The 15,452-nt window shown below is 73.2% G+C and carries 11 protein-coding genes; 7 read left to right on the top strand and 4 right to left on the bottom strand.

Annotated elements, in window-relative coordinates; translation table 11 throughout:
- Positions 1-44 precede the first annotated feature (44 nt).
- Positions 45-728 carry a maleylpyruvate isomerase family mycothiol-dependent enzyme gene (locus LHJ74_RS27850; RefSeq protein ID WP_260221042.1) on the top strand — a complete coding sequence of 228 codons (684 nt, stop codon included), beginning with the start codon at positions 45-47 and terminating at the stop codon, positions 726-728.
- 75 nt (positions 729-803) lie between these two features.
- Here LHJ74_RS27850 and LHJ74_RS27855 read toward each other — a convergent pair whose 3' ends face one another.
- Positions 804-1,637, bottom strand: a complete 834-nt coding sequence (locus LHJ74_RS27855) for a MurR/RpiR family transcriptional regulator (RefSeq protein WP_260221043.1) — start codon at positions 1,635-1,637, stop codon at positions 804-806.
- Between the two features lie 343 nt (positions 1,638-1,980).
- Here LHJ74_RS27855 and LHJ74_RS27860 point away from each other — a divergent pair, with 343 nt between their 5' ends.
- The 4 genes from LHJ74_RS27860 to LHJ74_RS27875 all read left to right on the top strand — a co-directional run bounded on the left by LHJ74_RS27860 (position 1,981) and on the right by LHJ74_RS27875 (position 7,847).
- Positions 1,981-2,826, top strand: a complete 846-nt coding sequence (locus tag LHJ74_RS27860) for a hypothetical protein (protein ID WP_260221044.1) — start codon at positions 1,981-1,983, stop codon at positions 2,824-2,826.
- A complete protein-coding gene (locus LHJ74_RS27865) occupies positions 2,823-5,000 on the top strand; it encodes a bifunctional serine/threonine-protein kinase/ABC transporter substrate-binding protein (protein WP_260221045.1) in 2,178 nt (725 codons plus the stop codon). Before LHJ74_RS27860 ends, LHJ74_RS27865 begins: the two co-directional genes overlap by 4 nt.
- Before the next feature lie 46 nt (positions 5,001-5,046).
- Positions 5,047-7,266 (top strand): bifunctional serine/threonine-protein kinase/ABC transporter substrate-binding protein, encoded by a 2,220-nt coding sequence (locus tag LHJ74_RS27870; RefSeq protein WP_260221046.1) that lies wholly within the window; start codon positions 5,047-5,049, stop codon positions 7,264-7,266.
- A 125-nt stretch (positions 7,267-7,391) separates the two neighbouring features.
- Positions 7,392-7,847, top strand: a complete 456-nt coding sequence (locus LHJ74_RS27875) for a hypothetical protein (RefSeq protein ID WP_260221047.1) — start codon at positions 7,392-7,394, stop codon at positions 7,845-7,847.
- 181 nt (positions 7,848-8,028) lie between these two features.
- Here LHJ74_RS27875 and LHJ74_RS27880 read toward each other — a convergent pair whose 3' ends face one another.
- Entirely contained in the window at positions 8,029-8,943 is a 915-nt protein-coding gene (locus LHJ74_RS27880) for an aldo/keto reductase (RefSeq protein ID WP_260220286.1), read from the bottom strand.
- Positions 8,944-8,993: 50 nt separating this feature from the next.
- Positions 8,994-9,935 (bottom strand): NAD-dependent epimerase/dehydratase family protein, encoded by a 942-nt coding sequence (locus LHJ74_RS27885; RefSeq protein ID WP_260220287.1) that lies wholly within the window; start codon positions 9,933-9,935, stop codon positions 8,994-8,996.
- Between the two features lie 79 nt (positions 9,936-10,014).
- On the opposite strand from LHJ74_RS27885, the gene LHJ74_RS27890 reads away from it, so the two are divergent.
- Positions 10,015-10,911, top strand: coding sequence for a LysR family transcriptional regulator (locus LHJ74_RS27890; RefSeq protein ID WP_260220548.1), 897 nt, complete (start codon positions 10,015-10,017; stop codon positions 10,909-10,911).
- 66 nt (positions 10,912-10,977) lie between these two features.
- Here the strand turns inward: LHJ74_RS27890 and LHJ74_RS27895 are convergent, their stop codons facing one another.
- Entirely contained in the window at positions 10,978-14,487 is a 3,510-nt protein-coding gene (locus tag LHJ74_RS27895; protein ID WP_260220288.1) for an AfsR/SARP family transcriptional regulator, read from the bottom strand.
- Positions 14,488-14,645: 158 nt separating this feature from the next.
- On the opposite strand from LHJ74_RS27895, the gene LHJ74_RS27900 reads away from it, so the two are divergent.
- Entirely contained in the window at positions 14,646-15,407 is a 762-nt protein-coding gene (locus LHJ74_RS27900) for an SDR family oxidoreductase (protein WP_260220289.1), read from the top strand.
- Positions 15,408-15,452 lie beyond the last annotated feature (45 nt).

Below are 15,452 nucleotides of genomic sequence, written 5' to 3' on the forward strand. Positions count from 1 at the left end.
GTCATGCCGGCCCGTGGATACCCACCCGCCCCGGCCGGGGCGGGATGAGCGCGGTGGAGGAGAGCGAGAGCACGGCGCTGCTGGAGCGTGCCATCGGGTACGCGCTGTGCGGCCTGCGTCCGGTCACGGGGGCACTGCTCTCCCGGCCGACACCCTGCCGGGACTGGAGCCTGGGCATGCTGCTGTGGCATGCGAACGACTCCCTGGCCGCGCTGTACGAGGGGCTCGACTCCGGACGGGTGGAACTCGTACCGGCGTCGGGTCCCTGCGGTCGGGCCCCGGAAAGGAGAGAGGAGCTGCCCCGCCCGGGTGGTCCCCCCGAGGACCCGGGCGAGGACCCGGGCGAGGACCCGGCCGAGGACCCGGCCGAGGACCCGGCCGAGGTGTTCCGCAGCCGGGCCACCCGGCTGCTCGGCGCCTGGTCCGCCCTGCCGACGGCGGACAAGCGGTGCGTCATGGTCGACGACTGGCCGCTGACCACGACGCTGCTGGCCCGTACGGGCGCGCTGGAGATCGCCGTGCACGGCTGGGACATCGCCCGCGCCGCCGGGCTCCCCCGGCCGATACCAGCCGCACTCGCCACGGACCTGCTGCGTACGGCCCACCAGCTGGTGCCCGAACCAGAGGCGCGGCATCCGCTGTTCGCCCCGCCGGTGCCGGTGGGGTCCGGGGCCGATCCGAGTGACCGGCTGGTGGCCTTCCTGGGCCGCGACCCGTGCGGGCCGTGACAGCGGCGCGCGGGGCGGGGTAGGGCGGGGTAGGGGCTGGGCCTGGCAGCCCCGCCCCCGCCCCGCCCGTCGTCCTCACTCGACGAACAGCCCGCGCTCCGCCGCCCGCGCGTCGAACTCCTCAAGCCGCGACTGCGCCTCCGGCAGCCCGTCGCACATGGCCTCCAGCAGCACCCGGGCCAGCAGCATCGGCGCGCACGCCGTGTCGAATGCGAGTCCGGTGCCCACCGCTGCGGGCAGCAGCAGGTCGGCGGGGTGCGCGACCGGCGCGAACGCGCTGTCCGCGACCGTGACGACCCGCAGCCCGGCACCGCGCGCATGCTCCAGCGCGTCCAGTACCTCGCGCGGGTACCTCGGCAGCGCGAAGCAGAGCAGCGCCGTCGCCCCGGCCCGTGCGGCGGCGTCGATGCGCTCCGCCAGCATCGAGCCGCCCTCGGTCAGCAGCCGTACGTCCGGGTGCACCTTGGCGGCGAAGTAGGCGAAGCCGTGCGCCTGCGCGGAGGCGGCGCGCAGCCCCAGCACGGGCAGCGCCGGGGATTCGGCCAGCAGCCGCCCGGCGCGCTCCATGGGGGCGGGGTCGGCCAGCAGCGCGGACAGCTGCCGCAGGTTGTCGATCTCGGCCCGTACGGCCTGCTGGTAGGCGTTGACCGCGCCCTCCCCCTGCGGCGCGGGCGTCTCCGGCACGTCGCGCAGATGTCTGCGCAGCGCCGGGTAGCCGTCGAAGCCGAGTGCCACCGCGAAGCGGGTGACCGACGGCTGGCTGACCCCGGCCAGCTCTGCCAGCTCCACGCTGGACAGGAACGGGGCGTCCGCCGCCCGCCGCACCATGCAGTGCGCGATGCGCCGCTGCGTCGGCGTCAGCCGATGCCCCTCGAAGAGCTTCAGCAACCGCGCACTCGCGCTGCCCACCGCACCCACCTGCCCGCCTCGCACTCATCCTGCACTTTCACAGCCCCCTGACTCTGCATGACTCTATGCAGTACGGGCAACCGGGCGGGGTGCTGTCCCACCGGCCCTGACGGCGCGGCCCCGGAACCGCCTGTCATGACACTGTGACAAGAAGTCATCAACCGATTCCGCTCGATACACGTCCCCCCATATCGTGGTGTCGCGTCCCGCCCCCGGCTGACGGCTCGGCGGGCGGCGTACCGAAGCGTGGTTCCACGATCGACCGCTGCCAGGGCGCATCCGCGCGGCGGCGGATGCTGGGGCTGGGGGGCTCATGGCGGACAGAAGAGCGTTACGTGGGTGGGTGGCCGCCGCATCGGTGTGCGGCGTGCTCCTCGCCGGATGCACGAGTGAGGGTGACACCGAGGACACGTCGGAGAAGGGCGGCAAGGGCAACAAGGAGCAGGCGTCACCGAGCCCCAGCCCGAGCGGGAGCCGCCGGGCCGCCGATCCGGAAGCGCCCACGCTGGCGAGCGTGCAGGCCGATCCGGCGAAGCTGCCGAAGAAGGCCGGGCAGGCACGAGACCTGATCGCCGCGGTGATGGCGGGGCCCGAACTGTTCGGTCCGGAGGTGGTGCGCAGCTCGCCGTACGAAGGGGCACCCGAGGACTGGGCCGTCCTGGACGAGGACTGCAACTGGCAGCAGGGGCAGGTACCGGACGACATCCTGGCCACGCGGACCCGCTATTACGAGGTCCCCGCTGCCGACGGCAAGGGCCCCATCCGCCTGACGGCGACCGTCACCGTCTACCGCACCGCCGAGGACGCCGACTGGGCGAACGCCGGGATGCTGGAGGAGGCCATGCGCTGCCCCGACCAGCAGTTGCGCGGCGGCGAACGGCTCACCGGTCTGGTCTCAAACGCCTCGCACTTCGGTGAGGCGCAGAACCTGTACGCCGAGGACACGCTGAGCGAGTCCGGCGAGTACGTCAGCGAGACTCTCGGCGGCCCCTACCCGTACTGGTGGACGCAGGTCAGGACGGGATCGGTGCTGATGTCGGTGGCGGTCAGGTCGGCGAAGGGGCGCGGTGACGAGAGCACCGCGTTCCTCGCCAAACCGCTGAGCCAGACCCTGCTGAAGGTGCAGGACCGCGTGGGACCGGCCGAGTCGGGCCAACCGTCCGAACCGTCCGAGGAGGAGGGCAAGTGAGGGAAGCGCTGAGACCCTCCGACGCGTCACGCGTCGGCACGTACCGGCTGCTCGGACGGCTGGGCGCGGGCGGCATGGGCGTCGTCTACCTGGGGCGCGGGGAGGACGGCGAACTGGCCGCCGTCAAGGTGATCCAGCCGGAGCACGCGGACGAGGCGGACTTCCGGGCCCGCTTCCGGCGCGAGGTCGCCGCAGCGCGGCGGGTCGTCAGCCCGTGGACGGTGCCGGTCCTGGCCGCCGACGTGCAGGCGCGGGCACCGTGGCTGGCGACGGCGTTCGTCGCGGGCCCGTCGCTGTCCGAGGCGCTCGGCGCGTGCGGGCCGCTGCCGATGCGCGAGGTCCGGGTCCTGGGCAAGGTGCTGGCGCGGGCGCTGGCCGCGGTGCACGATGCCGGGCTCGTGCACCGCGACGTCAAACCGGGCAACGTCCTGCTCGCACTCGACGGGCCGCGGCTGATCGACTTCGGCATCGCCAGGTCGCAGTCCTCGCACGAGACGACGCTCACCTCCGCCGACGTGGTGGTGGGCACACCGGGCTTCCTCTCCCCCGAACAGGCGCGGGCGGAACGGGTGACCGGGGCGGGCGATGTCTTCTCGCTCGCGTGCGTGCTGGCGTACGCGGCGAGCGGGCGGCTGCCGTTCGGCACGGGGGAGGCCGGGGCGGTGCTGTACCGGACCGTCCACGACGAGCCGGACCTCAGCGGGATCGGCACCGGCGCGGACGGCGGCGCCGCGCTGCGCGAACTGCTGCTGCGCTGCCTGGCCAAGGACCCGGACGACCGGCCGAGCGCCGCCGAGCTGGACGAGGCGCTGGTCGAGGACGTCCCGCAGGACTCGGCCGACTGGCTGCCCGAGCCCGTGGTCCGGCTGATCGCCGCACGTTCGGCCGAGGCCCTCGCCCTGCCGGACATCGACGAGACGCAAGCCGACGCCGCGGCTCCGCCCCCGGCCCTGCCCGCCCGCCGGGGCGTGCTGGCCTGGGCGGGCGGCGGCGCACTGCTGCTGGCGGGCGGCGGCGGTGCCGGACTGTGGGCGCTGCTGCGCGATGACGGCAGCGGCAGCACGCCCGCGAAGAAGAAGGCGGCACGCGAATGGGTGATCGGCATCCAGGCCGATCTGAGCGGCCCCCGGAAGGCGGTCGGCGTGGCCCAGGAGCGCGGCGCCCGTCTCGCCGTCGAGCACTTCAACGCCGGTGAGGACAAGCCGTTCACCGCCGCGCTGAAGGCATCCGACGACCGGGGCGGCAAGGAACGGGCGGTGACCGTCGCACGCGCGTTCACCGGCGACGACGACATCCTCGCGGTCCTCGGCCCCACGGGCGACCATGAGGCCGACGCGGCCATACCCGCCTACGACGAGGCGGCACTGCCGCTGCTGAGCATCTCCACGGCCCTGAGCGTCTCAGCCGGCCGCCGCGAAGCACGCTCCCATTTCACGGCCGTTCCCGAAAACGCGCTGGCGTGCACCGCCGACGCCGTGCTGCTCCGGAGCCTCGGCAGCAGGCGCGTGGGAATGGTGTGGGACCGGGCCGGGACGCTCGCGGCCGCGGAGATGGGCGTCGTCGTGCGCGGGGAACTCAACCGCAACGGCATGGGCACCTATCCGAGGGTCGTGCCCCGCGACGCCGGGGAGAAGGACCTGGTCCGGGTCATCGCGGACATGACCGACCAGGAGATCGACGCGTTCTACTACGTCGGCACACCCGAACGCGGAGCAGCTGTGGCGCGGGCGCTCGCCGCGCGCGACTTCGACGGCCCCCGGCTGATCGCCCACCCCAGCGTCAGCGAGGTCTTCCTGCGGGAGGCCGGCAAGGCGGGCGAGGGCTGGGAAACCTTCGCCCCGTACATCGGTCCGTCCGCGGAGCAGGTACGCGACTTCGCCACCGCCTACCGCAAGCGGTACGGGAAGAAGCCGGACCACTGGGCCGCCGAGGGGTTCGACGTCGCCCGCCTGGTCCTGCGGCGGCTGGCGGAACTGGCCGGTGACGGAGCGCGGCCGGACCGGCCCACCCGGGAGGAACTCGTCGACGCCCTCACCAAGAGCACATACAAGGGCCTGATACGGACGTACGCCTTCAACAGCGACGACCGGACACTGAAGGACAGCACCTTCTTCCGGTACCGGGTCGCCAAGGGGCGTCTGCGGTATCTGGGCCCGACGCCGTCCCCGGCCTGACCGCGGGCCGTGAGGGAGACCGTGGGAAAGAGGGCGGAGGCGGGGCGTGCGGGCACTGCGGGCAGTCGATCCCGAAGAGGTGGGAGGGCACCGGCTGCTGGCGCGGCTGGGCGCGGGCGGCATGGGCGTGGTCTATCTGGCCCGCTCCAGCGGCGGGGCCGTCGTCGCGCTGAAGGTGATCCGCGCGGAACACGCGGCCGACGCGCAGTTCCGCGCCCGCTTCCGGCGCGAAGCCGAGATCGCCCGGGACCTCACCGGGCCGTGGCTGGTGCCCGTCACCTCCGCCGACGCCGAAGCGGAGGAACCGTGGCTGGCCACCTCCTACGTCCCCGGCCCGTCACTGGCCGAGGCGGTGCGGGCGCACGGGGCGCTGCCGGAGCGGAGCGTACGGCTGCTCGGCGCGCGGCTCGCCTCGGCGCTCGCCGACGTCCACGCGGCCGGGCTGGTGCACCGGGACGTCAAGCCGGGCAACGTACTGCTCGCGCTCGACGGACCACGGCTCATCGACTTCGGCATCGCCCGGTCGGCCGGACCGTCCGCCCTCACCCTGACCGACGCGGTCGTGGGCACACCGGGATACCTCGCTCCCGAACAGACCCGGGCCACGGGTGACGAGGTGGGACCGGCCTCGGACGTGTTCGGGCTCGGGTGCGTGCTGGCGTACGCCGCGTCGGGGCGCCGCCCCTTCGGCACGGGCGAGCTCGCGGCGGTGCTCTTCCGTACGGTCCACGAGCCACCCGACACCGCCGGGCTCCCGGAGGGACTGAGCGGGATCGTCCTCGGGTGTCTGGCCAAGGAGCCCGGCGAGCGGCCTTCGGCGGCCGACCTCCGGGAGACGCTGCTGCCCGATTCCGATGCCCGTACCGACCCCGACACCGACACCGGCCCCGGCCCTCAGGCAAGGGACGGAGCCTGGCTCCCGCCCTCCGTTGTCCGCCTGGTGGCTGCACGGTCGAGCGGCGCCCTCGACCCGCCGCCGCCCGAGCCCCGCCGGCCCGAGCCACCCGTCCCGGAGGCGGACGGCGGCGCTACGCCGAGCCGCCGCCAGTTGCTCGCCGCGGGCGCCGCCGGGGCCGTGGCCCTCGTCGGCGGCATCACCGCCTACCTCGCCACCCGGCCCGGAGACGCCACGGCGGGCGGTACCGGTACCGGCGCCGGACCGCGCCCGGTGCTGACCGTCGGCTACCACGCGGACCTGTCCGGCAAGGGCAAGGCAGTCGGGCAGGCGCAGGAACGCGGCATCCGTCTCGCCGTCGAGGCACACAACTCCCGCCGGAAGTCGCGCTTCACGCTCGCCCTGGAGACCTTCGACGACCGGGGCGACACCGAGCGTGCCGAGGAGACGGCCCGCAAGGTGATCGCGGACCCGGCGATCCGCGCGGTCATCGGACCGACCAGCACAGCGGCGGCCCATGCTGCGGGCCCGCTGTACGAGAAGGCCCGGATGGCGATGGTGCTGGTCAACGTCCCCGACAGCGACGAGGTGTCCTCCACGAGGCTGACCAACCTGCTCGTCACCCGGGCGAGCGACGCGGCCCTCACGACGGCGTTCATCGACTACCTGACGCGCGTGCGCGAGGTCACCCGCACCGCCGTCATCGACGACCGCGAGGCCGGAGACCTGGGCTGGGACTGGACGACCACACTCCGCGAGCTCCCGCCGAGCGAGGGCACGACGACCGTCCACACCCTGCCCGCCGGCGACGACGACGTGCGCGGCGCCGTCCGGCAGGCGCTCGCCGCAAGGCCGAAGCCGCAGGCGGTCGTCTACAGCGGTGTCTCACCCCTGCGCGCGGCCCGCTGCGCCCGTGCGCTCGCCCAGGAGGGGTTTACCGGAGCACGCGTGTCCTTTCAGCCGGTGATGACCCCGGCGTTCCTGAAGGAGGCGGGCGGGGCTGCGGAGGGCTGGTGGTTCAGCGCCCCGTACGTCGACCCCCGGGCGGACGACTCCCGGATCGCCGCCTTCCGCAAGGCCCACCGGGCCCGCTTCAAGGCGGAGCCCGGCCGCTGGGCCGCCGAGGCGTACGACGCGGTCGGGCTCCTCGCCCGCGGCCTGGGCGCGGTGGACGACCTGACCGACATCTCCCGGGCACCGGTCACCCGGCAGATCCTCGCCGCCCGCCACGACGGATTGGCCAAGACCCTGCGGTACGTCCCCGGCACCACCCACAGCCTGGGACACACCGGCACCCAGTTCCTCTACCGGGTACGCGACGGCACGTACGAGTACCTCGGCCCGCACGAACAGGTGGACGACGACACCTGACGCCGCTCGCCTGCTGCGCCTGCTGCGCCTGCTGCGCCTGCTGTGCCTGCGTCCTGCGTCCTGCGTCCTGATTGGGGGGTTACCCCCACTGCACGCCCCGCCCGAAATTCCGTACCTTGGTGCGCATGGACGCCCGTGACCCTGAGCTGAAGAAGGAACTCGACGCGACCTTGCAGACGCGCAAGGAGCTCGGGCCTGAGTACGAGTCGGAGCTCGTCGAGTCCTTTCTGGAGAAGCTCGACTCCTCCGTCGACCGGCGCGTACGACGACAACTCGCGGAGCAGCAGATGGTGGTGGCAAGAGGCAGCACGGGCAACAGCCCGCGTGCACAGCAGGGACAGCAGGGGCACCAGTCGCACACCTACCCGGAGGGCCTGGGCGCCCGGCTGGGCCTGGCAGTGGCCTCCCTCGTACTGGCGATCCCGCTCTCCGCCATCGCGGCGGTGAACACGGGCCTTCCCGGTCTCCTGGTCTGCTGGGGCGGCATCGTCGCCGTCAACGGCCTCCAGGCCAGCCGCTCCTGGTTCGAGACCGGCGCCGACCGCGACCGCCGCGACAAGTCCACCTCCGACTGGGATTAGCGTCTGTCGACGGAATCCCCACCCCCACCCCGGTTTCCCGGTCAAACGTCGACCGGCCAAGATCGAAGCAGCGTGAGACGCGCGATGCGCGGTCCGCGCGGATCGCAGGGGAACTGCAGCGACGACCCCGCCCGTGCGCTCACCGCCACCCCGGCCGCGCTGCGGAACCTGCTTCAGCAGGTCAAGGCAGGTACGCTCGCCCGCCTGCCGCGTTGACCGGCAGCGCTTCCTGAAGCTCTGTCAGTTCCGCCTCGTTCAGGCTGAGTTCAGTGGCCTGGGCGGAGTCCTGGACAGAAGCCGGGCGGCTGGCGCCCGGCAGCGGGATCACCGTCGGGGAGCGGCTGAGCAGCCAGGCCAGAGCAACCCGCTGCGGGCTGACGCCGTGTTCGGCCGCGATGCGGTGGAAGGCGGTGCCTGCGGACAGGGCGCCGGAAGGGCCGTCGAGGGAGCTGCGGGATATGCCGCCCAGTGGACTCCAGGGCAGGAAGGCCAGGCCAAGCCGGGTGCACAGCCGCAGCTCGGGCTCGCTGTCGCGCACGGCGGGCGAGTACTGGTTCTGCACGGAGACGAGCCCGTCGCCCAGGATCGCGTGCGCCTCGAGGATCTGGGCGGTATCCGCGTTGGAAATCCCGGCGGCGCGGATCGTGCCGGTGTCGAGCAGTTCGCGCAGGGCGCCGACGGACTCCGCCCAAGGCACGGCCGGGTCCGGCTTGTGCAGCTGGTACAGCCCGATGGCCTCGACGCCGAGTCGCTTCAGGGAGGCTTCGGCGGCGCGCTTGAGATGGGCGGGGGTGCCGGTGACGGTCCAGCTGCCGTCGCCGGGGCGGCCGCGGCCGCCCTTGGTGGCGACGAGGACGCCGGAGGTGTCGCCGCCGTAGCGAGCCAGCGCACGGGCGATGAGGAGCTCGTTGTGGCCGGCCTCGTCGGCGTACCAGTGGTAGCTGTCGGCGGTGTCGATGAGGGTGACGCCCGCGTCGAGGGCGGCGTGGATCGTAGCGATGGCCCGCTGCTCGTCCGGGCGGTGCTCGATGGACAGCGGCATGGCGCCCAGTCCGACGGCGCTGACGGTGGTGTCTTTGAGGGTGCGGTTCCGCATGGCGGTCTCTTCCTTCAGGCGGCAGTTCAGACGGCGGTTCAGACCGCAGTTCAGGTGGCGGTGTCGGCGGATACGGCGAGGGCTTCGGTGATGACGCCGGGCAGCCAGTCGGTGGTGCGGGAGAAGGAGAAACCCGACTCTTTCGCGCGGGCGTTGCTCATGGCGTAGTGGCGGTCGAAGGAGAACGGCGAGGCTGCTTCCCCGGCGGCGACGACGCGGTACACCGGGTCACGGCCCGTCCGCGCGGCGATCACGGCTGCCAGGTCGTGTACGTCGAGCAGCCCGTCTGAGCAGGCGTTGACCGGCCCCGTGAGGTCGGTGCCCGTCGCCGCCCACAGCAGCAGGTCCGCCAGCTCCTCGTAGTGGATGAAGACCGACGGAAGTGGCTCGGCGTGCACAGCGATCTCCGTGCCCTGGGCGATGCGCTCGCTGTAGTACGCCAGCCGACCGGTGAACTCCTGCACGCCGCCGCCGAGCACGTGTGCGCTGCGCACGGAGGCGAAAGCGAACCCGCCCTCCCGGGTGAAGACGGCCTCCGCCTGGCGCTTGCCCTCGGCGTAGTGCGCCTCCAGGTACGCGTCGTCATGCCAGGGGAGGTCACTCCCCACCACCCAGGTGGCCGGGTCCACCGTCTCCTCCGGCACCGGAGTGCCCTGCGGGAGGGAGCGCAGCCCAGCGGTCTCCGGGTTGTACACCTCGATCGTGGACGTCATCACGTAGCGACGGGTACGGCCGCGGAAGGCGCGGGCGGCGATTGCGGCCTGCACGGGGGTGTAGCAGACCTGGTCGACGACCACGTCGAAGGTGCGGGAGCCGAGCGCGGCGCGGAGAGCGGTCTCGTCGTTCCGGTCGACGATGAGGTGCTCGACGCCGGGCGGTGGCGCGGTGGAGCCGCGGTTGATCACAGTGACGTGGTGCCCGGCTGCCTGCAAACGCTGGACCAGGAGCTTTCCGAAGTACCGGCTGCCGCCGATGACGCAGATCTCTTTCATGCCTCCATCCTGGACAGCTACGGTCAACAGCAGAAGTGCCGACTTACTGGAAGCGTGTTAAGGGAAACTGTTGATCGATATGCAGCGGCTTCGCGTCCTGCGGGCGGTGGCGGAGCACGGCAGCTTCAGCCGGGCGGCCGCCGCTCTCCGCCTCACCCCCTCCGCCGTCTCCCAGCATGTGGCCACCCTGGAGCGCAGCCTCGGCACCCAGGTCGTGGCGCGCAGCACCCGCGGAGTGACTCTCACCCAGGCGGGCCAGATCATGGTCGGGGCCGCCGAGTCCGTCGCCGCCGAACTCGCCCACGCGAAGCAGCAGGTGGACGGGCTCAGCGCGGGCCGCACCCAGCTGACCGTCGCCACCTTCACCAGCGGCGGCAGGCTGCTGCTGCCCGGCGCCCTCGCCCGGCTCACGGCAGCCCATCCCGACACCGTGCTCCACGTCAGGGAGGGTGAGCCGGAGGACAGTCTGCCGCTGGTCCGCCAGGGCGCCGTGGACCTCGCGCTCGCCTATCACTTCGACGGACCGCTGCCCGTGGGGACCCTTCAGAGCTCCAGCCTGAAATGGACCGCGCTCATGAAGGATCCGTTGCATGTCGTCCTGCCCCAAGGGCATCCACTGGCCAGGCGCGATGCACTGGACATCGCCGAACTGGCGACCGAACCCTGGGTGCTCGGCTGCCGCAAGACGGAGGCGTACCTGCGGCGCTACTCCGAGCGCGCGGGCTTCACCCCCGAGGTGCGCGGCACGACCACGGACTACTTCTTCGCCCGCTCGCTCGTCGCCGCAGGCATGGGGATCTCCCTGATCCCCTCCATCGCGCTGGCTCCGGCCGTGCCGGGCCTGCACAACGTCCCGGTCAAGCCGCCATCTCCGGCCCGGCACATCGGCGTCGCCACGATCGGCCGCCGCCGCGACCACCCTCAGGTCATGACGCTCATCCAAGCCCTTCACGATCAGGCAGCAGCGCTGGGCTAGGCATGAACGCAGACCCAGATCACCTTCCAGCGCCTGACGGCGCCCGTGTTGCCGGCGCTTCCGCCGTCACGGCGCCGGCTCTGTCGCCGGGTCCAGCTCGCCGCCGCGCGCGAACGCCGTGTCGAACGCGGCGGGGCCCAGGCCCGCGCGTGCGGCTGCGGTCGCGCGGTCCACGTCGGCGCGTTCCGCCGGAGGCAGCGGCGCGCCCACCGAGGCGCGCGCCTCGGTGGCGGCGCCCAGCAGGCGCGCCGCGCGCTCGTGGCTGCCCGCCAGGGCATGCGCACCGGCCAGGCCCTCCAGGGCCAGCGCGACCGCCCGGGGGTCGCCGGTGTCCCGGGCGGCGGTAAGCCCCTCCCGGTGCCGTGCCAGCGCCGCGTCCGCGTCGCCGCGCAGTTCCGCGATGAAGCCGAGTTCGGCCAGGATCAGCGCCGTACCGTACTCCGCGTCGAACTGACGGTTCCATTCGATCCAGTTGCCCAGGTACGCCTCGGCCGAGTCGAGCCGCCCCTGCCGCCGGGCGCCGAGGGCGAGCCCCACCTCCGCGAACTCCTCGGCGGGTTTGTCGCCCTGCTCCACGGCCAGCCGGCGGGCCCGCTCGTGGAACTCCTCGGCCCGCTCTTGGTCCCCGGTCAGCAACGCGATCCGGCCCAGTTCGGACCACCGGGTGGAGGCTGCCGTCCACAGTCCGAGGTCCTCGGCGAAGCACAGGCTGTCCTGGTGCCACTTGGCCGCACCCGCGTAGTCGCCGGCGATCTCGGCCAGCGTGCCGAGCACTCCCATGGCGTACAGCTGGCCCCACCGGTCACCGGCCGTACGGAAGAGCGCCAGGCTCTGCTCGGCGTCGCGCCGGGCGGATTCCAGGTCGCCGCGGACGAGTCGCTGCATGCCCCGGGTGCCCAGGGCGGCGGCGATGCCCCAGGAGTCGTCCAGGGCCCGGAAGTCCGCGAGCACCCGGTCTGTCAGCTCCTCACCGACAGCCTGGTCGCCGAAGCCGCTGACGGCGAAGCCGAGGAACCAGCCTGCTCTGGTGCTGTGCCGCGCAGGTTCGCGGACGGCCTCGTACAGCTGGAGCGGGGAGCGGCTGCCGCGCGCCGGGGCGCGGTCGCCGGAGAGCATCCTCATCCCGGCCAGCCAGGCCTCGGCCGGTGCGGAGTCGACAGCTGGACCCGGGCCGCCTTCCGCGCGTACGGACAGGGCCAGGGACAGCGAGCGCTTCGCCTCGGCGAGCCGCCCGCGCAGGTACCAGTACCAGAACATCGCGTGGACGAGCCGCCGCGCGAGCCGGGCGTCGCCGTCGGCGGCGGCCCAGTCGAGAGCGCCGCGGATGTTGGCCGCCTCGGCGTCGAGGCGGCCTAGCCAGCGCTGCTGGTCGCTGCCGCGCAGGTACGGCTCGGCCTGCTCCGCGAGCGCGGCGTAGTGACCGGCGTGGGTGCGCCGTATCTGCTGGTGCTCGGTGGCCCGCAGTTGTTCGAGGCAGTAGGCGGCGACGGACTCCAGCAGCCGGTAGCGGGGGCCGTCGGGACCATGCGCGACCACCACCAGGGAACGGTCGACCAGGCGGCTCAGCAGGTCCATGACCTGGGCGGGCTTCACCCCGTCCCCGGCGCAGACCGTCTCGGCGGCGTCCAGGGTGCAGCCGTCGGAGTGGACCGCGAGCCTCCGCAGGACGGTCTGCTCGGCCGCTGTCAGCAGTTCCCAGCTCCAGTCGATCATGGCGCGCAGGGTGCGCTGCCGGGCCGGTGCGCCGCGGTGCCCGCCGGTCAGCAGCCGGAACCGGTCGTTCAGACGCTCGGCCAACTCCCGTACGCCCAGGGCGCGTACGCGACTGGAGGCCAACTCCAGGGCGAGCGGAATCCCGTCCAGGCGGCGGCAGATCGCGGCGACCGCCGGGGCGTTGTCGTCGGTGAGTACGAAACCGGGCGAGGCCGCGACGGCCCTGGCGACGAACAACTGGACGGCACTCGACCTCCGCAGCGCAGCCTGCGCCTCGGCCGTGCCCGTCCCGTCCGCAGGTTCCGCCGCTTCCGCCGGCTCGGGCACGTCCAACGGGGGTACGGACCACAGTTGTTCGCCGGGAATGTCCAGCGGTTCCTGGCTGGTGGCCAGCAACCGTACGCCCGGCGCCGCCTGGAGCAGCGCCTCGGCCAGCGCCGCCGCCGATTCGATGACGTGCTCACAGTTGTCCAGGACCAGCAGCAACTCCTTGCCGGGCAGGGCCTCGGCGAGCCGGCTGGTCATGGTGAGGGGCTTTCCCGGCGGCAACGGCCCCGCGCCCCCGCCGGCGTCGTCCCGGATGCCCAGGGTCGCGGCCACCGCCTCGGCCAGCTTCTCCACCGAGCCCGGACCCGGACCCGGGCCTGCGCCGGGGCGCGGCTGGGCCGCCAGCTCGACCAGCCACGCGCCGTCCGCGAAGGAGTCGGCGAGCTGGGCGGCGGTCTCCAGGGCGAGCCGGGTCTTACCCACCCCGCCGGGGCCGGTCAGGGTCACCAGGCGGGACGAAGCCAGCAGTGAGCGCACCTCGGTGACCGACCCGGAACGTCCGATCAGCCCGGTGACGGGCGTGGGCAGGTTCGTACGCGGCCGGGCACGGTCAGCCGCCGGTGCGGCAGACATGGCAGACACGGCAGGCATGGCAGGTGCGGCAGGCACGGCAGGTGCGGCAGGCACGGCAGGTGCGGCAGGCACGGCAGGTGCGGCAGGCACGGCAGGTGCGGCAGGTGCGGCAGGCACGGCCACATCAGGGGCCCCCGCCGCGCCGACCGGCCCTACCGCCCGCAGCGCCGGGTCCTGCCGGAGGATCGCCTGCTGCAACGCGGCCAGTCCGGTGCTCGGCTCCAGCCCCAGCTCCTCGTCCAGCCGGCGGCGCAGGGCGTGGTAGCTGTCCAGGGCCTCGCTCGCGCGCCCGGCACGGTAGAGGGCACGCATATGGGCTGCGCGCAGCCGCTCCCGCAGAGGGTGACGCTCCGTCAAGTCTCCCAGTTCACCGGCCAGCAGACCGTGCTCGCCCAACTCAAGCCGTGCTTCGGCTTGTTCCTCCAGCGCCAGCAGGCGCGTTTCCTCCAGCCGGACGATCGCCGCGCGGCTGAACGGTTCGTCGGCGAAGTCGGCGAAGGCGGGGCCCCGCCACAGTTCCAGGGCTTCGGTCAGCAGGGCGGCCCGCTCACGGGGCGCGTCGGCCTGCCGGGCCCGCGCCGTCAGGGAGGCGAACCGGTCGGCGTCCACCGCGTCGTCCGCCACCCGCAGCAGATAGCCCGGCGGACGGTGCACCACCAGCTCCCGGCCGCCGTCTCCCCCGCCGCCCCCTCCACTCCCGGCGGCTCCGCCGCTCCTCGCAGCTCCGCCCCCTGCCCGTGCCAGGGCACGCCGCAGCCGCGACACGCGGGTCTGCAGCGCGCCCGCCGGGTTGGCGGGCGGCCGGGCTCCCCACAGGTCCTCGACCAGCCGGTCGGAGGAGACCACCTGCCCCGGCGTCACCAGCAGACCGGCCAGCAGGGCGCGGACCTTCGCTTCCGGCACCGCCACCGGTTCACCGTCCGCCGTCCACACGGCCAACGGCCCCAGCACCCCGTATCGCATGAACCCACGGTAGCCGCCCGCCGGGGAGAAGCCGCCACCGCAAGCGGACCGAAAGCCGCCCGCAAGCGCCGCCGCGCACAGTCGTCCTCGTCAACAGGGAACGGCGCGGCGCAGCAGCGGCGCGGCCCGACGCAGCACGGCTGAGCAGGGAGACAACGATGAGCAGGTTCACGGGCAAGAAGGCGGTCGTCACCGGCGGTACGCACGGGATGGGCCTGGCGATCGTCAAGGCGCTGCTGGACGGCGGAGCCGAGGTCGTCTTCACGGGCCGTAACGAGCGGAAGATCGAAGAGGCGCAGTCGCAGTTGAAGTCCGGCGCGGCACACGTGGTGCGCTCCGACGCCGCGAGCATGGCAGACATCGCCGCTCTCGCCGATCTCACACAGAAGAAGCTCGGCCGCATCGACTATCTCTTCCTCAATCACGGAATCGCCGAACTGGAGCCGCTCGAAGACGTCACCGAGGGGTCCTGGGACCGGCACTTCGACATCAACACCAAGGGCACCTTCTTCACCGTGCAGAGCCTGGCGCCGCTGATCAACGACGGCGGGGCGCTGGTCTTCACGACCGTCGCCAACGATCACGTCTTCCCCGGTATGAGCGCCTACTCCGCCTCCAAGGACGCGGTCCGCGCCTTCGCCCATGTCCTGGCCGCCGAGTTCCTGCCGCGCGGGATCCGGGTCAACTCCGTCGCCCCCGGCTTCATCAAGACACCCACCATGGGCGTCGCCGGACTGACGGACGAGGAGCGCCGGGAGTTCGAGAAGCAGGGTGACGAGACGACGCCGCTGAAGCGCAACGGCACGGTCGAGGAGGTCGCCGCCGCCGCGCTGTTCCTGGCCGCCGACGCGACCTTCACGACAAACGTCGAACTCCCCGTCGACGGCGGCTTCGCGCAGGGCCTCAGCGCCGCGCACTGATCCCGCGCCCGGCCCATACGCCCCGGCCCCTCTACTCCCCTGCCT

The sequence above is a fragment of the Streptomyces gossypii genome, assembly GCF_025165795.1.
Taxonomy (GTDB): Bacteria; Actinomycetota; Actinomycetes; order Streptomycetales; family Streptomycetaceae; genus Streptomyces; species Streptomyces gossypii.

What these genes read in the sequence shown, in the direction of transcription:
- LHJ74_RS27895 (WP_260220288.1), bottom strand. Translation starts at nt 14,487, where the DNA reads ATGCGATACGGGGTGCTGGGGCCGTTGGCCGTGTGGACGGCGGACGGT.
- LHJ74_RS27885 (WP_260220287.1), bottom strand. Translation starts at nt 9,935, where the DNA reads ATGAAAGAGATCTGCGTCATCGGCGGCAGCCGGTACTTCGGAAAGCTC.
- LHJ74_RS27900 (WP_260220289.1), top strand. Translation starts at nt 14,646, where the DNA reads ATGAGCAGGTTCACGGGCAAGAAGGCGGTCGTCACCGGCGGTACGCAC.
- LHJ74_RS27890 (WP_260220548.1), top strand. Translation starts at nt 10,015, where the DNA reads ATGCAGCGGCTTCGCGTCCTGCGGGCGGTGGCGGAGCACGGCAGCTTC.
- LHJ74_RS27880 (WP_260220286.1), bottom strand. Translation starts at nt 8,943, where the DNA reads ATGCGGAACCGCACCCTCAAAGACACCACCGTCAGCGCCGTCGGACTG.
- LHJ74_RS27875 (WP_260221047.1), top strand. Translation starts at nt 7,392, where the DNA reads ATGGACGCCCGTGACCCTGAGCTGAAGAAGGAACTCGACGCGACCTTG.
- LHJ74_RS27850 (WP_260221042.1), top strand. Translation starts at nt 45, where the DNA reads ATGAGCGCGGTGGAGGAGAGCGAGAGCACGGCGCTGCTGGAGCGTGCC.